This is a genomic window from Stenotrophomonas sp. CCNWLW57, from assembly GCF_037203925.1.
Classification (GTDB): Bacteria; Pseudomonadota; Gammaproteobacteria; order Xanthomonadales; family Xanthomonadaceae; genus Stenotrophomonas; species Stenotrophomonas rhizophila_A.
In genome coordinates, this window is sequence record NZ_JBBCBJ010000001.1 from 421,648 (window position 1) to 445,692 (window position 24,045).

The window sequence follows — 24,045 nt, forward strand, 5'->3', positions numbered from 1 at the left end:
GAAACGGCCCGCGCATTCATATTTTCAGGTACACCCTGCGGCGGTCCAGAACCCACGCGACGACCCACCAGAACAGCACGAACCCCACGGCGCACAGCAGCGACGCCAATGCGGGCATGCCCGGCAGCGCGCGGGCCAGCGCCGTGTAATACGCGGCCCATGCGCCGCTGGCGATCAGCACCAGCGCCATCACCGACGAACCCAGGTAGGCCGCAATCGCGTTGACCCCGAAACGGCGGCCCAGTGCCGGCCAGTGCCAGCGGTCGACCAGCAGGTGCGCCAGCAGCAGCGCGACGATCGACAGGCCGCCGGTCCACAGCACGTAGCTGGGCGTCCAGAGGTTCTTGTTGAAGGGCAGCACCGGCGCCAGCAGCAGGCCGCCGCCGAGCAGCACCAGCCCCAGGCCGGCCAGCGCCCCCACGTTGCCCGCTCGCAGCCAGCGGCCGGCGATCAGGCCCAGCAGCGTGGTGGCGAGAGCGCCGGCCGTGCTGAGCAGGCCTTCCGGGTCGTGGCCCAGCCGGGTCACGGCGTCGTATTTGTAGAGGAACGGGGCAAACAGGGCGGTGTCCACCCGGCTGACCGGGTTCAGCCACGGCGCCAGCGTATCGGCGCCCAGCAGCAACGCCGCGTAGCCCAGCAGCAGGCCGGCCAGCACGGCCCACTGCGTGCGCGCGCGGGTGTGGACCGCCAGCAGGCCGACCACCGCCACGCACACGGCAATGCGCTGCAGCACGCCCCACAGCCGGTACGCCGGCAGCTCGAACAGCCACCATGCCAGCACGTGCAGCAGCGCACCGGCAAGCAGGATGCGCAGCGCACGCTGCAGCAGCGTGCGGGCCAGCGCCGGCCGCAACGTGGGATCAGCCGCGCGCGGTGCGAGGCTGTAGGCCAGCGACACCCCGGCAATGAACAGGAACAGCGGGAAAATCAGGTCCGTGGGGGTAAAGCCGTGCCAGTCCGCATGCAGCAGCGGTGCGTACACATGGCTCCAGTCGCCGGGGTTGTTGACCAGCAGCATCGCAGCCACGGTCAGCCCGCGCAGGGCATCGATCGAGCCCATGCGCGAAGAGGAAGGCGTGCTCATGCGTCCTCGCGCTCGCCGGCGATCCAGGTCGCACGCACCTGCAGCGCGTCGTCGAGCAGCACCAGGTCGGCCTGGTAGCCCTCGGCGATCTCGCCGAGGCGATCATCCACGTTGAGGAACTGCGCCGGGTAGCGCGATGCCATCCGCGCGGCCTCCTCCAGCGACAGGCCCAGCAGGTTCACTGCATTGCGCACGGCGGTGGCCATGTCCAGCGCCGAACCAGCCAGCGAACCGGCGGCATTGCGCACCACGCCATCCACGGCGGTGATCACTTCGCCATAGAGTTCGTAGCTGGGGCTGTCGGCACCCACCGGCGGCATCGCATCGGTGACCAGCATGACCTTGCCCTGTGGCTTGGTTGCCAGCGCCACGCGCAGGCTGGCCGGGTGTACGTGCACGCCGTCGGCGATGATGCCCACCCAGCTGCCGCGATCTTCCAGCGCCGCGCCTACCGCGCCGGGCTCGCGCCCGGTCAGTGGCGACATCGCGTTGTACAGGTGGGTGAAGCCGCGGATGCCCGCCTCCAGCCCGGCCCGTGCTTCCTCATACGTAGCAGCGGTGTGCCCGGCGGCGACGATCACCCCGCGTTCGACCAGCGCGCGGATGCTGTCCAGCGGCACCCGTTCCGGGGCCAGGGTCAGCAGGGTCACGCCGTTGTCGAGCGAGGCTGCCATCGCGATCTCATCGGCATCGGGCACGCGGAACTTGTTCGCATCATGGGTGCCCTTGCGGGCCGGCGCGATGTACGGGCCTTCCAGGTGGATGCCGATCACCCCGGGCACGCCATCGGCAATCGCCTGGCGGGTCGCGTCGATCGCCGTGCGCATCACCTGCACGTCGTCACTGATCAGCGTCGGCAGCAGCGCAGTGGTGCCGAAACGACGATGTGCGGCGGCCAGCGTGCGCAGGCTCTCCACGTCGGGCGTGTTGTTGAACAGCACGCCACCGCCACCGTTGACCTGCGCATCAATGAACCCGGGCAGCAGCCAACCACCGCCCAGATCCACCTGTTCGGCCGCACTGCCCAGCTGCGGGGCGGCGTCGGACACCAGCGCGGTGATGCGCCCGGCTTCGATCACCAGCGCGAGATCATCCCGGAAGCCATCAGCGGTAAGAATGCGGGCATTGCGCAGGACGGTCTTCATCAGACGGTCTCCGTGACCTTGTTCAGGTGCGGCGGCAGGTCCGGGTTGTGCCCGCGGCGCAGCGCCAGTGCGTTGATGGCCTTGTAGAACGCCTGCACGGTGAGCAGCGGCGCGCAGGCCGGGTGCGGTGCCTGCGGCAGCGGCAGGTCGCCGTCCGGGGCGGCCAGCCACACCTGCGCATCGCGCGCGGCGAACTCGGCGGCGACCGCGCGGGTGCCTGCGCCGGTTTCATCGGGCTGGGCGAAGGCCAGCACCGGGAAGCCCGGGCCCACCAGCGCCATCGGCCCGTGCTTGACCTCGGCCGAGCTGTACGCTTCGGCGTGCAGGCCGCAGGTTTCCTTGAATTTCAGCGCCGCCTCCTGCGCCGCGCCCAAGCCCAGGCCGCGGCCGACCACGAACAGGTTGTGCGCCGGCACCAGGCCGTCGGTCAGGGCGGACCAGTCGCTGTTCCAGGCCTGGCGCAGTGCGTCGGGCAACGTGCGCAGCGAGGCGATCAGCCCGGCATCCTGGCTCCAGTACGCCACCAGCTGCAGGATCGCCGACAGCGAGGCGAGGTAGCTCTTGGTGGCTGCCACGCTGCGTTCGGCGCCCGCGCCCAGTGGAATCACGGTTTCGGCCAGCTGCGCCAGCGGCGAATCTTCCACATTGACCAGTGCCACCACGCGCGCACCGGCCGCGCGCGCGGCCTCGGCGTTGCGCAGCAGGTCCGGGCTCTTGCCCGACTGCGAAATGACGATGTACAGCGCGCCGCGCAGCTGCAGCGGGGATTCGTACACCGAGCCCACCGACGGCGAGGCCGAGGCCGTCACCAGGCCCAGCTTGGTTTCCAGCAGGTACTTGGCGTACGTGGCGGCGTGGTCGGAACTGCCGCGCGCGCAGGTCACCACGAACGGCGGCGGCGCCGCGCGCAGGGTCGCGGCCAGCGTCTGCACCGTCGCTTCGTTGCGCGCGAACTGCGCGGCGATCACGTCGGCCGCTTCGGCGGCTTCGCGGAACATCAGGGTGTCGTGCGGGGCTGGCAGGGACATGCGGGACTCAGGTGGTTTCAGGGGTGGGGGGCCGCGTGCCGACCGGCCGCATCGGCGCGGTCGAACCGCGCACGACCAGCTGCGGTACGAAGCCCTGGTTCTGCAGCTGCAGCGGCGCATCGTCATACGCATCGCTGCGCAGCTGCGCGATCAGCAGGCGCGCGGCATGCCGCGCGATGTCTTCGGTGGCCTGCTTGGCGGTGGTCAGCGGCGGCCACGACTGGCGGGAGAACGGGCTGTCCTCGAAGCCGGCGATGGACAGGTCGTAGGGCACGTTCATGCCGGCCGACTTGGCTGCGGCGAGCACGCCGGCGGCGATTTCATCGTTGGAACCGAAGATCGCGGTGGGCGGCTCGCGCAGCGCCAGCAGGCGGCGCGCGCCACGGAAACCGTCGTCGAAGGTGTAGTCGCCCTGCACCACCAGGTGCTTGTCCACGGTCATGCCGTAGTCGCGCAGCGCGGCTTCGTAACCGGCATGGCGTTCGCCGCTGGAACGGTGCGAGGAGCCACCCCAGAGGAACCCAATGCGCTGGTGGCCGAGCTGGATGAGGTGTTCGGTGATTTCGTAGGCGGCCTCGCGGTCGTCCACGAACACGCACGCGCCATCCTGCGGATCGGCGGTGGCGGCGATGATGCGGACCAGCTTGATGCCCCGCGCGGTCAGCGCGGCGACCAGGTCGCGGCGTTCGGACATCGGCGCGGTCAGCACCAGCCCGGCCAGGCGCGAACGCTGCACCCAGTCGGCGAGCTCTTCGGCCAGCATCGGCGAACTGGAATCGCACGGGTGGATCTGCAGCCCGAAGCCGGTCTCGCGGCACGCAGCCAGCACGCCGTTCTGCACACCGATGATGTGGTACGGGTTGGGGTTGTCGTAGACCAGCCCGATCACCAGCGTGGTGCCGGTGCGCAGGTTGCGTGCGGCGGGATCGGGCTCGTAATCGAGTTCGGCGATGGCGCGCAGCACGCGCGCGCGCGTGGCCTGCATGACCGACGGTTCGTTGTTGATGACCCGCGAAACGGTCTTCAACGACACCTTGGCCCGTTCGGCGACATCCTTGATGGTCGCTCTACGCATGCTCTTTTCCTGGCTCACCGGTTGGGCGTCCATGATCGCCGATCACTGCCCGTCGCGGGGCAGCCCGACCCGGTGGCCGCGCAGGGAGTAGAACAGGATGTACAGGTAGCACGGCACCATCAGGCCCGCGAACACCCACTGGAAGTCGAAATGCTGCTTCAGCACGGCGAACGCCTGCGGGATGATCGCGCCACCGGCGATGGCCATCACCAGCAGCGCCGAGCCGGTTTCGGTGAAGCGGCCCAGGCCCCGGATCGCCAGCGGGAAGATCGCCGGCCACATCATGGCGTTGGCAAAGCCCAGCGCGGCCACGAAGCCGACCGACACATAGCCATGGGTGAACAGCGCACCGATGCAGAACAGCACGCCCAGGCTGGCCGAGATGCTCAGGTAACGCTGCTGCGAGACCAGGTGCGGAATCAGCGCCAGGCCGGCCAGGTAGCCCACCAGCATGGCGAACAGGGTGATGGAGGTGAACAGCTTGGTCTGGTCCAGCGGCAGGCCGAACCCGTGCCCGTAGGTGCCGATGGCATCACCGGCCATCACTTCCACGCCCACGTACACGAACAGGCACAGCACGCCCAGCCACAGGTGCGGGAACTGGAAGATGCTGCTGCGTTCGGCCAGGCCGGGCGCGCGCGCCGGGGTGGCGTTGGCTTCGGCGGTCTTGATTTCCGGCAGCGGCGAGAACAGCACGCCCACCGCGAGCACCACCAGCAGGCCGGCCATGGCCATGTACGGCATCTGGATCTTGGCCGCGAAGGTATCCAGCAGCGCGTTGCGGGTCACCGGGTCGGCGCTGGCCACCTGCTCGGAGAGGTCGCCGATGCCGTGCAGCACCAGGGTGCCGATCAGGAACGGGGCGATCATGCCGGCGATCTTGTTGCAGATGCCCATCAGCGCGATGCGGCGCGCGGCGGTTTCGATCGGGCCCAGGATGCTGATGTACGGGTTCACCGCCGTCTGCAGCAGGGCCAGGCCGCTGCCGATGATGAACAGGCCGCTGAGCGCACCGGGATACCAGCGCTGCTGCGCGAAGTGCGCGAACACCACCGCACCGGCGGCCATCACCAGCAGGCTCAGGCTCAGGCCCTTCTTCATGCCGGTGCGCTTGAGGATCCACGAGGCCGGCAGCGCCAGGAAGAAGTAGGACAGGTAGAACACCATCAGCACCAGGAAGGCGCCGACCTCGTCCAGTTCAAAGGCCAGTTTGACGAAGGTGATCAGCGGGCCATTGAGCCAGGTGAAGAAGCCGATCAGGAAGAACAGCACCCCGATGATGAGGATCGAAGTGGCCACGCTCGAACGCGCGGTAGCAGCAGGCACGGCAGACATCTGGAGGGCTCCTGCATCGACGGCACGCGGGCGGCGTCGGAAGAGTGGCTGGGAACAACGTTGTCACATTTATTCGATGGGCCACCCGGCTTTGTCAACAATTGGTTTCCGCGCAGATCGGGGAAAACCACATGCTGCAGCTGCACAGAAACCCCGCAACGCCCCGCTGCGCCTTCACACAGCCCCTGATTGCAACGGCTTTACGAAATCTTGACGGGAGTGGACTGAAAACGTTTTCTTGTGACGCAGGTCGCTGCGCCGCAGCATCGAAAGTGTGAGGTTGTCGTTGACATCGTTGTCAGAACGATTACAGACTCCGCTCAATCGCCGGGGTCCAGACCTGGCCGTACGTATCCCAAGGGAGCCCGTGTGACCGCAGCCGCCCACGCCGTATCGGCCAACGCCCCCCTCTCGATGCCGCCGTTCCTGGCGGCCGACGTGGGCGGCACGCATGTCCGCGTGGCCCGTGTACAGGCCAGCCCGGACCCGGCCCATCCGGTCCAGCTGCTTGAGTACCGCAAGTTCCGCAACGCCGACTACGCCGGCCTGAGCGCGATCCTGCAGGCCTTCATCGCCGACGGCGAGCGCCCCGCGCACTGCGTGGTGGCCACCGCCGGGTATGCCCGCGAAGACGGCACGGTGATCACCGCCAACGTGCCGTGGCCGCTGTCGGCGCGCCAGATCGAGGCCGACCTCGGCCTGGAAACGGTGTACATCGTCAATGACTTCGAAGCCGTGGCCTACGCCGCCGCGCAGGTCGATGCCAGCGGCGTGCTGCAGCTGACCGGCCCGGCCACCGCCCCGCGCGGCCCGACCCTGGTGGTTGGCCCGGGCACCGGGCTGGGTGCGGCGCTGTGGATCCCGACCGCGCATGGCGCGGTGGTGCTGGCCACCGAAGCCGGCCAGCCGACGCTGGCGGTGAGCACCGAGCTGGAAATGGCGATCGTGCGGCAGATGCAGCGCGACCTCGCCCACGTTTCGGTCGAACATGCGCTGTCCGGCCCGGGCCTGATGAACCTCTACCGCGCCCTGTGCGCGATCGAAGGCCAGCCGGCCGTGCTGGCCACGCCCGATGCGATCACCGCCGCGGCCGTGGGCAACCAGGACGCACTGGCCCGCCAGAGCCTGGACGTGTTCTGCGGCCTGCTCGGCAGCACCATCGGTGACATGGCGCTGCAGTACGGCGCCCACGGTGGCGTGTACCTGGCTGGCGGCATCCTGCCGCAGATCCGCGAATACCTGTTGAACAGCACCTTCGTGTCCCGGTACCTCAACAAGGGTCCGATGCGCGAGGCGCTGGAACGCATACCCGTGAAGGTGGTCGAGCACGGGCAGCTGGGCGTCATCGGCGCCGCCAGCTGGTACCTCGGCCGCACGGACGCTTGATCGCACGCATCGCAAACCGCACGCCGTCGCTGGCGCACCAACGATTGATGAGGAGAGACATCATGAACCACCGCAAGAGCCTGCTTTCGGCAGCCATTTTCAGCTGTATCGCCTTCGGCGCCCATGCGCAGGAAGCACAGCCCACCGCCACCGACCTGGACACCGTGGTCGTCACCGGTATTCGCGGTTCGATGGAGAAATCCCTCGACACCAAGCGTGATGCCAATGCGCGCCTGGAAGTGGTCACCGCCGAAGACGTCGGCAAGCTGCCGGCGCACAACGTGGCCGACACCCTGCAGCGCCTGCCCGGCGTGAACATCAGCTCGGCCAGCGCCGACGAAGGCGGCTTCGACGAAGCCGACCGCGTCAGCCTGCGCGGCACCAGCCCCAGCCTCACCCAGACCCTGATCGACGGCCACAGCGTCGGCTCGGCCGACTGGTTCGTGCTCAGCCAGGGCAACAACGTCGGCCGCAGCGTGAGCTACTCGCTGCTGCCGTCGGAACTGGTCAGCTCGGTGGAAGTGAACAAGTCCTCGCAGGCCAAGCTGCAGGACGGCGGCACCACCGGTACCGTCAACATCATCACCCGCAAGCCGCTGCAGTTCTCCAAGCAGCTCAGTGCCGAAGCCTCGCTGGGCGTGGTGCGTTCGGACCAGGCCGATTCCAACGACCCGCAGTTCTCGGGACTGTTCAACTACAAGAACGCCGACAGCACCTTCGGCGTGATGGTGCAGGGCTTCTACCAGAAGCGCGAGCTGCGCCGCGAAGCGCAGGAAATCCCGGGCGGCTTCTTCAAGATCAAGGCCACCGACCCGGTGGCGGCGACCAACCCGGACCTGGTCGGCGTGAACGTGCCCGGCCTGCTGGGTTCCACCCTGTTCGAGCAGACCCGTGAGCGCAAGGGCGGCCTGGTCACCCTGCAGTGGAAGCCGATCGACGACCTGACCCTCGGCCTGAGCGGCTTCACCTCCGAACTTGAAGCGAACAACTACAACCGCAACTACATGATGTGGGGCGGCAACTTCGCCGCGTCGCAGGCGCCGAACCCGGGCTACACCATCAAGGACGGCGTACTCACCAATGCCACCTACGCGGGCGTGCCGGGCACCAACTACGCCGTGTACGACATGATCTACCGTGAGGCGACGGCCAAGACCAGCTACGTCACCTTCGATGCCGACTGGCAGATCAACGACAACCTGGGCGCCAAGTTCCAGGCCGGTACCACCAAGGGCACCGGCGAGACGCCGCGCCAGTTCATTGCCGAAGTGACCCTGGGCCAGGGCGGCGGCGCCAGCTGGGCCACCCATGGCGCAGGTTCGCCGGTGGATTGGAACGTGGGCGGCGATACCAGCCCGGGCGGCGTCAGCAGCTTCGGCACCTGGGGCAACCAGCAGGTCAAGGCGGAAGACAAGGAAGACTGGGCGTCGCTGGACTTCAACCAGTACTTCGGCGATGGCGGTGCACTGAGCTCGATCGACTTCGGCCTGCGCTTCGCCGACCACGAGCGTGAAGCGCTGTCGCCGGAAGGCGCCAGCCCGGGCGACATCTGGTCGGCCCTGCAGGGCAGCGCCACCGGCCAGTACCCGAGCAACTTCGCCAGCGGCATCGGCGGCACCTTCCCGCGCGACATCTGGTACTACACCCCGGACGCGCTGAAGACCGCCATCCTCAACAACTCCACCTGGCTGTCCAACAACGATGGCCCGACCGGCCGCCACAACTACGGCGCCGAGTGGAAGGTGAAGGAAAAGAACTTCGCCGGCTACGTGCAGGCCAACTTCACCGGTGACTGGTGGAGCGGCAACGTCGGCCTGCGTTACGTGGACATCAAGCAGGACATCGACACCTACCTGGCGGTCAGCGATGCCGCCCGTGCCGACGTGAGCAGCCTGTTCGGCATGTGGCAGCGCCAGGCGTTCCAGAACAAGCACAGCCGCGTGCTGCCGAGCGCCAACATCAAGTTCGACCTGGACGACAACCTGGTGCTGCGCGTAGCCGCGTCGCAGACCCAGACCCTGCCGGACTACTCCGCGCTGGGTGCCTCTGCATGGGGTTCGGACCTGAACAAGACCGGCGGTGGCGGCAACCCGGAACTGAAGCCGACCATCGGCAGCAACCTGGACGCCAACCTGGAGTGGTACTTCATGCCGCGCGGCCTGCTGTCGGTTGGTGCGTACCACATCGACCTGAAGGACTACGTCGCCTTCGACGTCGTCAACCGCCAGCTCTTCAGCGAACTGACCAACCAGCTTGAAACCTACGCGGTTTCCACCCCGATCAATGCCGACGGCAAGGTCACCGGCGTGGAAGTGGCCTACGAACAGCCGATCGGCGAGAACTTCGGCATCAACGCCAACTACACCTACGCCAACGGCAGCTCGGCGCACACCTGGGCCGACGGCAGCCACAACCTGCTGGGCACCTCGAAGAACACCTACAACGTGGGCGCCTTCTTCGAGAATGAAACCTTCGGTGCACGCGTCAGCTACACCCGCCGTTCCTCGTTCCTGATCAGCCTGTCCGGTGCCAACCCGTACTACCAGGATGATTTCGGCACGCTGTCGGCCTCGCTGAGCTACGCACCCACCAAGTGGATGAGCATCACCCTGGATGGCCTGAACCTCAACAACCCGACCTACAAGTACTACCAGAGCGCGTCCATTCCGACCTCGTTCTACTCCAACGGTCGCCAGTACTACCTGAACTTCCGCTTCAAGTACTAATGTGGCATTGGTGTGCCGGCCAACGGCCGGCGCTACCCGGTGGGCCGTTACGGCCCACTGAAAACGGGTCCGGAACCGGGCCCGTTTTTTTTAACCCGCACCAAAGGAATGACCCGATGCACACCCGCACCCGTCGTACCTCGCTGTCGCTGCTGCCGCTGGCCCTGGCGCTCTCGCTGGCCCCGCTGGCACATGCCACCGATGCCCAGGCCCCCGATGGCCCGCGCGCCCTGCCCGGCTCGTTGCCACTGATTCCCGCCCCCGCCCAGCTGCAACGCCTCGAAGGCGCGGGCTACACCGTCACCTCCACGACCGCGCTGCGCGCGCAGGGCGCGGCCGCCCAGCGCGTGGCCAGCCTGTTCGCGACCCAGCTGCAGCACAGCGGTGGTCCGGCACTGGTCGTGGCCACCGCACGCGGCAATGACGGTATCCGCTTCGTGCTCGACGCCACCCTGAAGACCGGTGCGGAGGGTTACCAGCTGCGCAGCGATGCGCGCGGCGTGACCGTGCAGGCCGCCACCGAAGCGGGCCTGTTCTATGGCGCGGCCACCCTGTCGCAGCTGCTCACGGGCGGCAGCGACGGTGTCGTGCCGGCACTGAAGATCGACGATGCGCCGCGTTTCAGCTGGCGCGGGCTGATGCTCGATTCGGCGCGCCACTTCCAGAGCCTGGACGAGATCAAGCGCGTGCTCGACGCGATGGCCGAACAGAAGCTCAACACTTTCCATTGGCATCTCACCGATGACCAGGGCTGGCGCATGGAAATCAAGCGCTACCCGAAGCTCACCGGCGTGGGCAGCTGCCGTATTCCGGCCGGCGATGGCGGGCGCGACCCGGCCACCGGTGCGCCGCGCCCGTATTGCGGCTTCTATACCCAGGACCAGATCCGTGAAGTGATCGCCTACGCCGCCGCGCGGCATATCCAGGTGATCCCGGAGATCGACGTGCCCGGCCACGCCACCGCCGCCATCGCTGCGTACCCCGAGCTGGGCACGATCGATACGCCGTTGCAGCCACTCAGCGAATGGGGCGTGTTCCCGAACCTGTTCAACACCGAAGAAAGCACCTTCGAGTTCCTGGAGAACGTGCTGGAGGAAGTCATCCAGCTGTTCCCCGCCAAGTACGTCCATGTCGGCGGCGACGAGGCGGTCAAGGACCAGTGGGAAGCCTCCGCGCGCGTGCAGGAACGCATGCGCGAAGTGGGCGCCGGCACCGAAAACGAGATGCAGGCGCACCTGATCAAGCGGCTGGAGAAGTTCCTCGAACAGCACGATCGCCGCCTGATCGGCTGGGACGAGATCCTCGAAGGCGGGCTGCCGCCGGAAGCCACGGTGATGTCCTGGCGCGGTACCGAAGGTGGCCTCAAGGCCGCCAGCGAAGGCCACGACGTGGTGATGTCGCCGGTAACCGACATGTACATGGATTACCTGCAGACCAACTCGGAAAACGAGCCGCCGGGCCGCCCGCTGACCACCCCGCTGGGCCGCGTGTACGGGTTCGAGCCGGTGCCCGACAGCCTGGCCCGCGACAAGCAACAGCACATCCTGGGCCTGCAGGCCAACATGTTCACCGAGCACACCCGCAGTGTCGCGCGCCTGCACCACAACGTGTTCCCGCGCCTGGCCGCAGTCGCCGAAACCGGCTGGTCGCCGCGTGAGCGCCGCGACTTCGCCGACTTCCTGGCGCGCCTGCCGTCGCAGCTGCAGCGCTGGCAGGCGATGGGCATCGCGTATGCACAGACCCCGTTCGAAGTGGAAGCGGATGTGAGCGACGACCGCAAGGCGGGCACCGCGACGTTGGCACTGCGCAACCCGCTCAACTACGAGATCCGCTACAGCGTGGACGGTAGCCCGGTCACCGCGGCGTCGCCGCGCTACACCGCGCCGCTGACCCAGCCGCTGCCGGTGGGGGTCCAGGCCGCCACGTTCTTCAACGGCCAGGCGCTGGCCAAGGCGGCCAGCCGCTTCGACGTCACCGCGCAGTCGCTGCTGAGCCGCACCGACGAACACCTGGCAATGTGCCCGGGCGAAGGCAAGCTGCTGCTGCGGCTGGAAGACGACGGCCCGGCCGACGGCGAACGCGCGATCTTCAACGTGAACATCTTCAACCCGTGCTGGCTGTGGGAAGGCGCGGACATGGACGGCATCGCCAAGCTGCGGGTGCGTGCCGGACAGATTCCGTACTACTTCCAGCTGGCCCACGACGAACCGCAGCGCCGCTTCGTGAAGGCACGCAGCGCACACGGCGAGATGGACGTCCTCAATGCGCAGTGCGATGGCAAGCCGCTGGCCAGCGTGCCGCTGCCGGCCACCCCGGGCGCGGATGGATTCATCACACTGGAAGCGGCGCTGCCGCGTTCACTGAAGGGCCGCCAGGACCTGTGCGTGCGCTTCACCGGCGACACCCGCCCCACGATGTGGGTGCTCGACACGCTGGAGCTGGTGCCGCGTTGATGAAGTAGCGGTGCCGGCCCATGGCCGGACCCGTGCTGCCTGAATGAGGTAGGGTCGGTTCCCAAACGACCGCCGATAACGTTTCCGAAACCGGTAACGCATTGCAATCAACGGCAACGGTTTCTGCTTCGTTGCAGGTCATGCGTTACCGGGCGTTGATACGTTCACTGCGGTCGTTCGGGAACCGACCCTACCCGGCTAGCCCTTCATGCGCAAAAGCAGATCGCGCAGCGGCGTGAATACCGTTGCCATGCCGACCACCACGCCGACGATGTTGGCCAGCGCATCCATCGGGTCGGCCATGCGGTCGGTGGTCAGCGCGCCCTGCAGGAATTCAATGCCCACGCCCAGCAGCACCAGCCCGGCGCCGGCCCACAGCAGTGCCGCGCGCGTGCGGTAGATCTGCACCGCCGCCGAGGCCAGCAGGAAGTACGCAAGGAAGTGCTCGATCTTGTCGCTGTTCTGCGGCAATGCCAGCGGCGGTGGCGGGATCAGGCAGACCACGATCGTGACCGCGATCGCCAGCCACCACAGCCCCAGCCACACGCGCGGGAAGCGCAGCGGCTTCAACATCCCGGTCGCGGTCATTTCAGAGCCGCCAGGTCAGGTCGCCAAGCAGGAATGCCGGATCGAAGTCCACGTCGCGCTGGAAGCCCATCACCTGGAAGCGCTCGCCCATCTCGCTGGGCAGGGTGAGTTTCTTGACCTGGTCACGCAGGCGCAGCTTGCCGATCTCGTCGGCACGTTCCTCGGCCAATGCCAGCAACCCATCCAGGCCGTTGCCGAGCAGGAAACTGGACTGGGTGCAGTAGCCGGCCAGCTCGAAGCCGGCATGGGTGCCGGCTTCGGCCAGCGCGGTGAAATCCACCGACGCGGTCAGGTCCTGCAGGCCCGGCCAGAGAAACACGTCGTTGTGCACATGGTGACGGTAGAAGGCGCGCACGGTGCCGTCATCGCGATCGTCGCGGTAGTACTCGTTGCGCGGATAGCCGTAATCCACGAACAGCATCGCGCCGCGCTTCAGCCCGCCAGCGACCGCCTGGATCCAGTACGGCAGGTGCGGCAGCAGCTCGGAACGGTAGCCATCGGCGAAGGGCTTCTCACGGTAGCGTTCCAGATGGCGCACGGCCGAGGTGAGCATGGCATCAGCCGGATGCGCGCCGCGCATGAAGCGCCCGTCGGCATCCAGTTCCACGGTTTCTTCGTAGACCATGCCGTCGCGCGCCAGGAAGCGCGGGGTCGGCAGCGCATCGATGACTTCGTTGGCGAACACCATGCCGTCCCAGTCGTCGTCGAACGGGCCGTCCAGCCATTCCACCAGGGCGAACAGCGGCGGCACCAGCGCCTTCTCCAGGCGCTCGCGCTGGCGCTCGCGCAGGTCCGCGCTGGGTTCCAGGATCGCATAGCGCTCCGGCAGCGCATCCAGTTCCAGCATGCGCTTGAGCAGGATCTCCGCGAACGCACCGCTGCCGCCGCCCAGTTCCAGGAAGCGCGCCTGCGGCCCCAGCTGCTGCATGACCGGGGCCACTGCGTTGGCCACGGTGGCGGTGAACAGCGGGCCCAGTTCCGGAGAAGTGGTGAAGTCCCCCCCCGCACCGAACTTGCTGGCACCGGCGCTGTAATAGCCCCAGCCCGGCGCATACAGGCTCAGTTCCATGAACCGGGCAAATGGCATGGCACCGCCATTGGCGAGGATTTCCGCGCGCAGGGCAGCGGCCAGTTCGTCGCTGTGGGCCAGGGCGTCGGCGTCGGGCGTGGGCAGGGAGGTATGCATGGTGCAGGCGATTGCGGTGACAATGCACAGCATAGCCGAGCAGGAAGGAGCCCCGATGACCGCCACCACACCCGTCGTGCTGATCACCGGCAGCGCGCGCCGGATCGGCGCCGCCATCGCCCGCCAGTTCCATTCCTGTGGCTGGTCGGTGGTGCTGCACGCACACACCTCCACCGCCGAGCTGCAGCAGATGGCCTTCGACCTGGACATGCTGCGCCCGGGCAGTGTGCTGGCCCTGCAGGCCGACCTGCGCGACGCCGATGCCCTGCCCGACCTGATCGAACAGACCGTGGCCCAGTTCGGGCGGCTGGATGCGCTGGTCAACAACGCTTCCAATTTCTACCCCACCCTGCTCGGCCAGATCACCGCCGACCAGTGGGACGACCTGTTCGCGGTGAACGCCCGCGCGCCGCTGCTGCTGGCCCAGGCCGCCGCGCCGCAGCTGCGCCGCCACCAGGGCTGCATCGTCAACCTCACCGACCTGCACGGCACCCAGCCGATGCGTGACCACCCGGTCTACGCCGCCGCCAAGGCCGCGCTGGAAATGATCACCCGTTCGCTGGCGCTGGAACTGGCGCCGAAAGTCCGGGTCAACGCCGTGGCGCCGGGCGCGATCCTGTGGCCCGAACAGGGCAAGGACGATTTCGCCCAGCAGGCGCTGCTGGCACGCACCCCGCTGGGCCGCACCGGCACGGTGGAGGAGATCGCCGAGGCCGTCTACTGGCTGGTCAACGACGCCCCGTTCGTGACCGGGCACACGTTGCGGGTGGACGGCGGGCGGATGTTGACGTAATGCGCGCCGTTGGTCGATTGATCCCGATCCCAATGGGCCCCTAACGGTTCGTAGCCCCGGCCGTTGGCCGGAAACCGCGCGCAGCGCGGCCCAAGCGCCCGGAGCCGGTCACCCGATGGTTATGGCAAACACCCCGGCGTGTACACGTTCCGAAGCCCCGCTTTTGGCGACACCCGCCATTTGACGCTGTCACCCCAGTTCAACGACCTCGAACGCGTCGTCATGTTGCCGATGCGCCCGCCACAACGTGGCCAGGTCCAGGCCGCTGACCGGGTCGATGAAGTCCGGCGCGATATCGGCCAGCGGCTTGAGCACGAACGCGTGCTTCAGCTCCGGCCGCGGAATCCGGAGGTGCCCCGGGCCTTCCACGATCAGGTCCCCGTAGAACACCACGTCGATGTCCAGCGTACGGTCGCTGAAACGCGGCCCGCTGCGGTCACGCCCATGGGCGTCTTCCACGGCATGCAGCCACCGGTCGAGGTCCTCCAGTGGCTCCTCGGTCTCGATCGCCACCGCGTTGTTGAGGAAGGCCGGGCCATCGAAGCCCACGGCGGCGGTGCGGTAGGCCGGGGACACCCGGATATCGCCGAAACGCCCGCGCAGCGCCGCCACCGCAGCGTGAAGATGCTGCTGCGGTTGCAGGTTGCTGCCCAGGCTCAGGAGCACAGTGGTCATGGTATTCAGCGTACGTGGGGCGAATCCACACGGGGCCAACAGGGGCTCCGCATAGAATCGGGGTGCACATCATAGGACACCGACATGACCTATTGCGTCGGCATCGAGGTGGACGAGGGCCTTGTCTTCGCCGCCGATACCCGTACCAACGCGTCGCTGGACGACGTACGCGTGCACCGCAAGCTGCACGAATTCGAGTTTCCGGGCGAAGCCGCCTTCGTGATCATGGCCGCCGGCAACCTGGCCACGACCCAGCTGCTGATCTCGCGGCTGCACCGCGACGTGGAGGAACAGCGGCCGGAGAACCTGCGTGCCTACCGCCATCTGTTCGAGGTGGCCGAGTACGTTGGCCGCGTGCTGGTGGACAGCCAGGTGAAGTGTGGCAGCACCGACCCCGGCCATGACGGCATCAATACCCAGGCGACCCTGATCCTGGGTGGCCAAGTGGGCGGCGAGCGCCCGGGCATGTACATGATCTACCCGCTTGGCAATGCCATCGCCGCCTCGCCGGAAACGCCCTTCCTGCAGATCGGCGAATCCAAGTACGGCAAGCCGATCCTGGATCGGATCATCCGCCCGCAGACCGGCCTGGATGACGCCGCGCGCACGGCGATCGTCTCGCTCGATTCCACCATCCGTTCCAACCTGTCCGTCGGCCTGCCGGTGGACCTGGTGCTGCTGCGTGCGGGCGACCTGCGCATCAGCCACCGCATGCGCCTGGCCGCCGACAGCCCGCTCTATGCCGAGATCCACGCGAACTGGTCGCGGCGCCTGGAGCATGCCGTGGCCAGCCTGCCCAGTTTCCCGTGGGAAGATGCGTAGATACCGACCGTTGGTCGGTATTCCCCAGCGTCACGACCAACGGTCGTGACCTACCGCGTGAACGCCAGCGCCTCGGCGACCGAGCGGAACACCTGCTGCATTTCCAGGGGCTTGCGCAGCACGTGGACCTCGACGCCCTTGGGGAACCGCTCCAGCGGCACCGGCACGCCATCCTCTTCCAGCACCAGCGCCGGGCCGCGGTAGCCCAGCGCGACCATCTCCCCCAGCAGGTGCCGGGCCGACAGCAGCTTGGCTCCCGCATCGGCGATCACCAGCGCCGGCATGGCTTCCTGCTGCATCCAGCGCAGCGCCGCGCCGCCATCGGAGGCCAGCTGCAGGTGGTAGCCCTGGCTGGACAACGCATTGCCCAGCAGCGACAAGCGGGTGGCTTCGCCATCCACCACCAGAATCGACTGTCCGCTGCCGGCCGCCACCGGTTGCTGCAGCGGCGCGTCCTCGGCCGGCTCCTCGCGCATCGGCAGCAGCAGGTCGAAGCGGCTGCCCACGCCCGGGGTGCTGTCCACCCGGATGCTGCCGTGCGCGCCTTCGATGATGCGCTTGCATGAGATCAGGCCCAGCCCGGTGCCATTGGCCTTGGTGGTGAAGAACGGGTTGAACAGATGCGACAGCACCTCCGCACTCATGCCCACGCCCTCGTCGGTCACCGAGATGCGCAGCCAGTCCTGGCCATGCGCATCGGGATCGGCCATTGCGCGCAGGGTCAGCCGCCCCCCGTTGGGCATGGCCTGGATCGCGTTGAGCGCCAGGTTCAACAGCACCTGCTGCAGCTCGGTGTAGTTGGCATCCACCGCCAGGGCCGGGTCGTCCACGTCCAGATGCAGGCTCACCCGCGCCGGCAAGGTACTGCGCAGCAGCAGTTCCATCGCCTCGAACAGGTGGGCGATCTGGATCCGTTCGCTCGGGGTGCGCGAGCCGCGCACGAAGGACAACATCGACTCGGCCATCTCGTGCCCGCGCCGGCCGCATTCGGCGATCACATCGGCCAGGTGGTGCAGCTGCGGGTCATCGGTACGCGCCTTGAGCAGCTCCGGCATGATCAGCAGCGGCTGCAGGATGTTGCGCAGGTCGTGGCTGAGTCCGGCGGCCAGCAGCGACAGGCTTTCCAGTCGCTGCGCGCGCATCAGCTCGGCTTCCACCCGCTGGCGGTCGATGGTGCCGCGCGCCTCGCGCACGGCACGCGCCACCGCCGACGGCAGCCGCGCCGGCTGGTGCTTGATGATGTAGTCATTGGCGCCCTGGTGCAGGGCGGCCACGGCGTTTTCTTCGCCGATCGTGCCCGACACGAAGATGAAGGGCACGTCCGGGTGCCAGCCGCGCACGATTTCCAGCGCCTGGTTGCCCGAAAAACCGGGCATGGCCAGGTCGGACAGCACGATGTCCGGCGCGAACCGCAGCAACGCATCGCGCAGTTCGGCAGCGGTCTCGACCCGTTCGAAGCTGGCCTCCAGCCCGGCGTCGAGCATCTGCCCGCACATCAGCTCGGCATCTTCGGGCGAATCCTCCACCAGCAGGATGCGCAGGTGTCCCAGCGAGGGGCCGGTGAGCGGCATGGGTTATTCGACCTCCGGGGCCTGGTTGATGAGCGCCCAGAACTTGCCGAGCGTCTGCACCGCACCGAAAAACTGGTCTACGTCCACCGGCTTGACCACGTAGGCATTGACGCCCAGGTCCCAGCTGCGGGCCAGGTCGCTCTCTTCGCGCGAGGACGACAGGATCACCACCGGCAGGCGCTTGAGCTCCTCCGCATTGCGGATCTGGCGCAACACTTCCAGCCCGTCCATGCGCGGCATCTTGATATCCAGCAGCAGCACCGCCGGCAGCCCTTCCTCGCGGTGTGCGAAGGCGCCGCGGCGCAGCAGGTAGTCCATCGCTTCCACGCCGTCTTCGACGTGCACGATGGGGTTGGCCAGGCGCGCTTCCTTCAGCGCATCGATGGCCATTTCGGCGTCGGCGGGGCTGTCCTCGGCAAGCAGGATGGTACGGAGAACGGTCATGCGGCAGGGCCCTTGTTGAGTGCGTCGAGAGAGGGAGGCAGCAGGAAATGGAAGGTGGCGCCCTGGTCCAGCGCCGCTTCGGCCCAGATCCGGCCACCATGGCGGGTGAGTACGCGGCGCACGCTGGCCAGTCCGATGCCGGTGCCGGGGTAGTCGCTGGCCTTGTGCAGGCGCTGGAATACGCCGAACAGCTTGCTGGCATAGGCCATATCGAAGCCGGCACCGTTGTCGCGCACGCTGAACAGATGGCTGCCGTCGGGCTGCCGCGCGTAATCCACCTCGATCCGCGCCGGGTGCGCGTTGGCCGAATACTTCACCGCGTTGCCCAGCAGGTTCAACCAGAGCTGCCGCATCATGTTGTCGTCGGACACGAGGATCGGCAGCGGGGCGATCTTCCATTCGATGCGCCGCGCCACGCCGGTGGCTTCGCTATCGCTCAGCACATTGGCATCGAGTAGTGCGCGGGTATCGGCCACCAGCGACTGCATGTCCACCGCCTGCAGGCGCATCGCCGCCCGGCCGAGCCGCGAATACACTAGAAGGTCGTCGATCAGTGTCGCCATCCGCCGCGCCGAGCCGGCGATGACGTCAAGGTAATGCCGCGATCTCTCGTCTACGCTTTCGCCCAGGTGGCGCGCCAGCTTGTCCGAGAAGCCGGCCACGTGACGCAGCGGCGCGCGCAGGTCGTGCGACACCGAGTAGCTGAAGGCCTCCAGTTCGCGGTTGACCTCCGACACCTGCTCCACCTTGCCTTCCAACTGGCGGTTCAGTTCTTCCACGCGCTGCTGCACTGCGCGCTGCACGGTGACATCGGTGATCGTCATCAGCACCACTTCGTCGTCGCGGTCCGGCAACGGCATGCGGCGGGCGTTGATCAGCATGGTGCGCACCTGGTCGTCGTCGGTGCGCTGTTCGTGCTCGAAATCCCACAGTTCGCGGCCGCGCAGCAGCACGTCCATCAACCGCTGGCGCACGGCCGGGTCGCTCCAGGCGCCCCCGCCGACGCTGTCGAGCGCACGGCCGTCGGTGGTCCCGTCGTCGTCCAGGCCATACAACTCGGCGAACGCCGGGTTGTGCAGCTGGACCCTGAGTTCGCGGTCAAGCAGCACGATCGGCTCGCGCACGGTATGCAGCACGGAGGCGGCGCGCGCCGAAGCGCGCCGGCTGGCACGCTCTGCATGGGCGCGGTGCAGCATCTGCCGGTGCAGCAGCCACAGCACCAGCCCGAGCAGCAGCAGCTGCACCACCAGTGCGGTCCATGACACCAGTTCGCCCTGCCGCTGCTGCTGGGCGAACTGGGCCGAGCGTTCGCGCAGCAGCGCCTCCTCGCGGTTCTGCAGTTCCTCGATGAGGCCGCGGATCGGGTAGCGCGTGGTGAGATCCTGGACCAGCCGTCGCTGGTCGTCTTCCGGCCCCGCGCTGGCCAGGTCGCGGGCCACTTCCATGCGCCGCTCCAGCAACGACTGGATGCGGCCGATGCGCACCAGCTGCTCGGGGTTGTCGCGGGTCAGTTCGGTCAGTCGCGCCAGCCGCTGCGGGATGAAGCGCGCCTGGCCCAGCCGCTCGCGCAGGCCGGGGGCATCGATGCCCCGCGACATGGTCAATGCAGCGGACTCCACGTCGCGCACATCGGCCTGCAACTGGTACACCGCCACGCCGACGTCCTGGGTGTGGGCCACCCAGCGCATCGCGTCGAGGTTCTCCCCGGAAAGTTTGCGCAGCGTCAGCCATGGCACCACGATGATGGCGACAGCCGCCAGCCCGAGGGCCGGCAACCGCCAGCGATCCCAGAGTTCATCACTGAAAACCAGTGCCATAGCCCCTCGTCAGCCTGCATGTTCCCCTTTCCCCGCACGGTGCGCCCCCGTCCAGGAGGTGCGCCGAGAGGGGCGACGTCCTGAATATACTCCACACCAACGTGAATACGCGGGAGGACCGGACAGGCGATCCGCGCAAAAAAAAGGCGCGCCCGAAGGCGCGCCCCATGTTCATGACAGCAGCGGATCAGCGCTTGGCAGCGGCCGATGCAACCGTCAGCGCGCTGGCATCCACCTTGGTGACGCCCTTGACGGCCTTGGCCTTGGCAATGGCTTTGTCGTGCTCGGCCTTGGAGTCCACGGTACCCGACAGCGAAACCACGCCGTTGACCGTCTCGACCTTTACTTCGGTGCCGGACACATTCTTGGTGGTGAGCAGCTCGCTCTTCACCTTGGTGGTGATCCAGGTATCGGAGGCCGGCTCGGACGACTCATGCGTATCGGCGTGGGTCATGGCAGTCTTGTCGGTGGTCTTCGGCGGATCCTTGGCCATTGCCGCCGAGGTGCCCAGCAGCATGCCGAAAGCGAGCGAAGCAGCAAGCAGATTACGGGTAGTGTTGGTCATGTGCGGTGTCTCCCTGGTTAGTGGGCCCAGTGTCGGCTGCGATGCGTGGACAGCACGTCGCTGCAAGATCACGTTGCCGTGAACCGGTCAGGTTCAATCCCAACAGTTCAGGTTTCCCGCACTGCATCATTTGCAATTATTCTTATCCAAGGCAACACGGCAGGTACGCACATGGCGACGATCGCACAAGTGGGATTGATCGGATACGGGCTGGCTGGAAGCGTTTTCCATGCGCCGCTGATCCAGCACACGCCGGGCCTGGCGCTGCACAGCATCGTCAGTTCGCAGCGCGAGCGGCTGCTGCGCAGCTTCACCGATGTGCACATCCACGCGGATGTGGCGCCTCTTCTGGCCGACCCGGCGGTGGACGCGGTGGTGATCGCGACGCCCAATGAACAGCACGCCCCCCTCGCGCTGGCGGCATTGCGTGCAGGCAAGCACGTGCTGGTCGACAAACCGTTTGCGTTGAGCGCGGCCGAAGCGGTGGCGGTGGTGGATGCCGCGCGCGACGCGGAGCGCGTGGTGTGCGTGTTCCAGAACCGCCGCTGCGATGCCGACTTCCTCAGCCTGCGCAGTGTGCTGGCGTCCGGTACGCTGGGCCGCGTTGCCGAATGCCATTCGCACTTTGACCGCTTCCGCCCGCAGGTGCGCGATCGCTGGCGCGAGAGCGATGCACCCGGCAGCGGATTGTGGATGGATTTGGGCCCGCACCTGCTGGACCAGATGCTGCAGCTGTTCGGCTGGCCCGAAGCGATCAGTGCCGACATCACCGCGCAGCGCGACGGCGCGCGCAGTGATGATTATTTCCATGCGGTGCTGCATTACCCCGAGATGCGCGCGATCGTGCACGCCGGTTCACTGGTGGCCGCGTCGGCGCCACGGTTTGCCGTGCACGGCAGCACCGGCAGCTACCTCAAGGAAGGCCTGGATGTGCAGGAAGACCAGCTGCGCCAGGGCATCGCCCCCGGCGCGCCGGGCTGGGGCCTGGATCCGCAGCATGGGCTGCTGGTGCAGGTGGATGCCGAAGGAAAGGTACATCGGCAGACCGTGGACAATGCCGTCGGCGACTATCGCCGGTTCTACGCCGCGTTCCGCGATGCGATGCTCGGCGAGGGCGAAGCGCCAGTCAGTACTGAAGAAGCATTGCAACTGATGCGGCTGCTGGAAGCAGGCCGCGAAAGCGCCGGCAGCGGCCGGCGCGTGGATCTTCGGTAAGGTTATTCCTTGACCATCGCGTGGCCGCCGAACTGGTTGCGCAGTGCGGAGAGCATGCGGTCGCTGAAGGAATTCTTTTCGCGTGAGCGCAGCCGCTCCAGCAGCGACAGGGTGATCACCGGGGCGGAGACGTCCAGGTCGATCGCTTCAGCCACCGTCCAGCGGCCTTCGCCGGAATCGGGCACGAACGGCGCGATACCGTCCAGCTGCGGGTTGCGGGACAAGGCGTCGGCACTCAGGTCCAGCAGCCAGGACCGCACCACGCTGCCGTGCTGCCAGGCCGCCGCGACCTGGCCCAGGTCAAGGTTGAATTCGGTCTTGCGCTGCATCAGCGCGAAGCCTTCGGCATAGGCCTGCATCATTCCGTACTCGATGCCGTTGTGGACCATCTTGCAGAAGTGCCCGGCTCCGCTCGGCCCCGCGTGGACCCAGCCGCGATCCTCGGCCGGGGCCAGGGTGCGGAAGATCGCACCGACGCGCTCGACGGCCGCCGCATCGCCACCGATCATCAGGCTGTAGCCTTCCTGCAGGCCCCACACCCCGCCGCTGGTGCCGCAGTCGAGGTAGGTCACGTCTTCTTCCAGCAGCTGCGTGGCGCGGCGCATCGAATCCTTGTAATACGAGTTGCCGCCGTCGATCACCACGTCACCTTCGGACAGGTGCGGCGACAGCGACGCCAGGGTCTGGTCGACCACCTCACCGGCGGGCACCATCAGCCAGACCACGCGCGGCACCGACAGCTTCGCCAGCGCTTCGGCCGCCGTTGCACTCACGTCGAAGCCGCGCGCGGCGGCACTGGTCCGGGCCGCTTCACCGGGGTCCACGCCGATCACGCGGTGACCGCCGCGGTGCAGCCGCTCGGCCATGTTGGCGCCCATGCGCCCCAGTCCAATCATTGCAATTTCCATGACTCACCTTTGCTCGGGTTGCGAATGTGTCGACGCTGCCGCGCACTGCTGGAGCCGTGACTGGATCCAGCGGTGGTACAGCGTGGTATGCAGGTTGTGCAGGCCCAGCTCGAACGCGAACGGCGTGCGCGGATTGCGGTCGAGCAGGCGTGCGATGTGATAGCCCACGGGACGTATACCGCGTGGGTGCACATAAATCACGAACTCCCGGTAGAACGGATCGTCCAGCAGCGCGTCCAGTTCAGCCAGCAGCGGCTGCTGGCTGGCCGGCAGCGCCGCACGCAGGGCCGGGTCGCGCTCGAACAGCAGGCGCTCGAAGCGTCGCAGCCCGGGCCCGGGCATGCGGCTGGCCAGCTCCCAGATGCGGCGGTTGGTGCGGTCGTAATGGGCGAAGCCGCCGTGCTCGCGCAACGCCTCGGCCGCACCCGGGCCGACGTCGACGATCACGAAGTTCTCGGCCTGGTTGTTGATGTCGTCCAGGTACACTGGATCGAACACATGTTCGATGAAGCCGGGGGCGCCCACGAACGCCTGGCGGCCGCGCTGCGAGGTGCGCACGGCCTTGCCATCGGCGAAGAAGTCGCCGGCGTGATGCCCCAGCAGGATGCTGTCGGTGTCGTGCAGGGTCAGGAAGGTGCCGATCGACAGTTCGCCCGGGGTGAACGCCGCATCGAACGCGGCATCGCCATACAGCTCGCGCTGGGTGGCCAGCTGCGCCACCTGCCGGCCCACCTCGCATTCACTGCGCACCCGGCCGTCGTAGAAGGTCTGCAGGGCCGCGCTGTTGGACCCATGCGGCTGGTAGCCGCGACCGAAACTGCGGAAGCCTTCCCAGCCCTGCGCCCGCGCGCCCGCTGCACCGAACCCGATCCAGCCCAGCTGCAGCGCCGAGAACCGGTAACCGGGGTTGTTCTGCAGGCTCGTGGAGGCCCGGCGGGTGGCCTTGCCCAGTTCGAAGGCATAGGCGCAGACCGTGGCCGGTTCCTCAAGCAGGGTGCGCAGGAAATCCTCGCGTTGCCCGGTGGTCCAGCCGCGCGGCAGCTGCACGCGCAGATCGCCTTCCGCCTGGGCGTGGCGAAGGTCGGCGCGTTCGCAGACCGGGCCGCCGTGCACGCGCGGCGTGGCGATGTCAGCGTCCTTCAGCTGCCATCCCAGGCGTTCCAACAGTACCTGCACACAGCTGTGCGGGTTGGCCCGGCCTTCGGCGGTCGGCAGCAGGCCCAACATCA

At 67.5% G+C, this 24,045-nt stretch carries 20 protein-coding genes; 6 read left to right on the plus strand and 14 right to left on the minus strand.

What is annotated here, in order from left to right:
- Positions 1-16 precede the first annotated feature (16 nt).
- The 5 genes from V9K91_RS01840 to V9K91_RS01860 are packed head-to-tail and all read right to left on the minus strand — an operon-like array spanning position 17 to position 5,667.
- Complete coding sequence (locus V9K91_RS01840) at positions 17-1,084, minus strand: heparan-alpha-glucosaminide N-acetyltransferase domain-containing protein (RefSeq protein ID WP_210131068.1); 1,068 nt, start codon at positions 1,082-1,084, stop codon at positions 17-19.
- Positions 1,081-2,229, minus strand: a complete 1,149-nt coding sequence (gene nagA, locus V9K91_RS01845) for an N-acetylglucosamine-6-phosphate deacetylase (RefSeq protein ID WP_093533536.1) — start codon at positions 2,227-2,229, stop codon at positions 1,081-1,083. The genes V9K91_RS01840 and nagA overlap by 4 nt, the downstream gene beginning before the upstream one ends.
- Positions 2,229-3,257, minus strand: coding sequence for an SIS domain-containing protein (locus V9K91_RS01850; RefSeq protein WP_068854024.1), 1,029 nt, complete (start codon positions 3,255-3,257; stop codon positions 2,229-2,231). Before V9K91_RS01850 ends, nagA begins: the two co-directional genes overlap by 1 nt.
- Positions 3,258-3,264: 7 nt before the next feature.
- On the minus strand, positions 3,265-4,332 hold the full coding sequence (locus V9K91_RS01855; RefSeq protein WP_068854805.1) for a LacI family DNA-binding transcriptional regulator: 1,068 nt from the start codon (positions 4,330-4,332) through the stop codon (positions 3,265-3,267).
- A 42-nt stretch (positions 4,333-4,374) separates the two neighbouring features.
- Positions 4,375-5,667: a sugar MFS transporter gene (locus V9K91_RS01860; protein WP_068854025.1), complete on the minus strand. Its 1,293-nt coding sequence runs from the start codon at positions 5,665-5,667 to the stop codon at positions 4,375-4,377.
- A gap of 414 nt (positions 5,668-6,081) precedes the next feature.
- On the opposite strand from V9K91_RS01860, the gene V9K91_RS01865 reads away from it, so the two are divergent.
- The 3 genes from V9K91_RS01865 to V9K91_RS01875 all read left to right on the plus strand — a co-directional run bounded on the left by V9K91_RS01865 (position 6,082) and on the right by V9K91_RS01875 (position 12,232).
- On the plus strand, positions 6,082-7,053 hold the full coding sequence (locus V9K91_RS01865) for a glucokinase family protein (protein WP_068854807.1): 972 nt from the start codon (positions 6,082-6,084) through the stop codon (positions 7,051-7,053).
- A gap of 62 nt (positions 7,054-7,115) precedes the next feature.
- The gene (locus V9K91_RS01870; protein WP_068854026.1) at positions 7,116-9,779 is read left to right on the plus strand and encodes a TonB-dependent receptor; all 2,664 of its coding nucleotides are present in this window, start codon (positions 7,116-7,118) and stop codon (positions 9,777-9,779) included.
- A 116-nt stretch (positions 9,780-9,895) separates the two neighbouring features.
- A complete protein-coding gene (locus tag V9K91_RS01875; protein WP_307106106.1) occupies positions 9,896-12,232 on the plus strand; it encodes a family 20 glycosylhydrolase in 2,337 nt (778 codons plus the stop codon).
- Between the two features lie 198 nt (positions 12,233-12,430).
- Here the strand turns inward: V9K91_RS01875 and V9K91_RS01880 are convergent, their stop codons facing one another.
- A complete protein-coding gene (locus V9K91_RS01880; RefSeq protein WP_306987523.1) occupies positions 12,431-12,820 on the minus strand; it encodes a VanZ family protein in 390 nt (129 codons plus the stop codon).
- A gap of 1 nt (position 12,821) precedes the next feature.
- The gene (locus V9K91_RS01885; protein ID WP_336442601.1) at positions 12,822-14,006 is read right to left on the minus strand and encodes an SAM-dependent methyltransferase; all 1,185 of its coding nucleotides are present in this window, start codon (positions 14,004-14,006) and stop codon (positions 12,822-12,824) included.
- Between the two features lie 55 nt (positions 14,007-14,061).
- On the opposite strand from V9K91_RS01885, the gene V9K91_RS01890 reads away from it, so the two are divergent.
- Positions 14,062-14,799, plus strand: a complete 738-nt coding sequence (locus V9K91_RS01890; RefSeq protein WP_306987522.1) for a pteridine reductase — start codon at positions 14,062-14,064, stop codon at positions 14,797-14,799.
- 189 nt (positions 14,800-14,988) lie between these two features.
- Here the strand turns inward: V9K91_RS01890 and folK are convergent, their stop codons facing one another.
- Positions 14,989-15,474: a 2-amino-4-hydroxy-6-hydroxymethyldihydropteridine diphosphokinase gene (gene folK, locus V9K91_RS01895; RefSeq protein WP_336442602.1), complete on the minus strand. Its 486-nt coding sequence runs from the start codon at positions 15,472-15,474 to the stop codon at positions 14,989-14,991.
- 84 nt (positions 15,475-15,558) lie between these two features.
- Here folK and V9K91_RS01900 point away from each other — a divergent pair, with 84 nt between their 5' ends.
- Complete coding sequence (locus tag V9K91_RS01900; RefSeq protein ID WP_095362962.1) at positions 15,559-16,296, plus strand: 20S proteasome subunit A/B; 738 nt, start codon at positions 15,559-15,561, stop codon at positions 16,294-16,296.
- Between the two features lie 50 nt (positions 16,297-16,346).
- On the opposite strand, the gene V9K91_RS01905 is transcribed toward V9K91_RS01900, so the two are convergent.
- The 4 genes from V9K91_RS01905 to V9K91_RS01920 all read right to left on the minus strand — a co-directional run bounded on the left by V9K91_RS01905 (position 16,347) and on the right by V9K91_RS01920 (position 20,693).
- On the minus strand, positions 16,347-17,867 hold the full coding sequence (locus tag V9K91_RS01905) for an ATP-binding protein (RefSeq protein WP_249833125.1): 1,521 nt from the start codon (positions 17,865-17,867) through the stop codon (positions 16,347-16,349).
- Positions 17,868-17,870: 3 nt separating this feature from the next.
- Positions 17,871-18,311, minus strand: coding sequence for a response regulator (locus V9K91_RS01910; RefSeq protein WP_068854033.1), 441 nt, complete (start codon positions 18,309-18,311; stop codon positions 17,871-17,873).
- A complete protein-coding gene (locus V9K91_RS01915) occupies positions 18,308-20,128 on the minus strand; it encodes an ATP-binding protein (protein WP_336442603.1) in 1,821 nt (606 codons plus the stop codon). Before V9K91_RS01915 ends, V9K91_RS01910 begins: the two co-directional genes overlap by 4 nt.
- A 187-nt stretch (positions 20,129-20,315) precedes the next feature.
- Positions 20,316-20,693 (minus strand): BON domain-containing protein, encoded by a 378-nt coding sequence (locus tag V9K91_RS01920; protein ID WP_068854035.1) that lies wholly within the window; start codon positions 20,691-20,693, stop codon positions 20,316-20,318.
- Between the two features lie 171 nt (positions 20,694-20,864).
- Here V9K91_RS01920 and V9K91_RS01925 point away from each other — a divergent pair, with 171 nt between their 5' ends.
- Positions 20,865-21,908 carry an oxidoreductase gene (locus tag V9K91_RS01925; RefSeq protein ID WP_336442604.1) on the plus strand — a complete coding sequence of 348 codons (1,044 nt, stop codon included), beginning with the start codon at positions 20,865-20,867 and terminating at the stop codon, positions 21,906-21,908.
- 2 nt (positions 21,909-21,910) lie between these two features.
- On the opposite strand, the gene gnd is transcribed toward V9K91_RS01925, so the two are convergent.
- On the minus strand, positions 21,911-22,816 hold the full coding sequence (gene gnd / locus V9K91_RS01930; protein ID WP_336442605.1) for a phosphogluconate dehydrogenase (NAD(+)-dependent, decarboxylating): 906 nt from the start codon (positions 22,814-22,816) through the stop codon (positions 21,911-21,913).
- Between the two features lie 3 nt (positions 22,817-22,819).
- Positions 22,820-24,043: a hypothetical protein gene (locus V9K91_RS01935; protein WP_336442792.1), complete on the minus strand. Its 1,224-nt coding sequence runs from the start codon at positions 24,041-24,043 to the stop codon at positions 22,820-22,822.
- Positions 24,044-24,045: the final 2 nt, after the last annotated feature.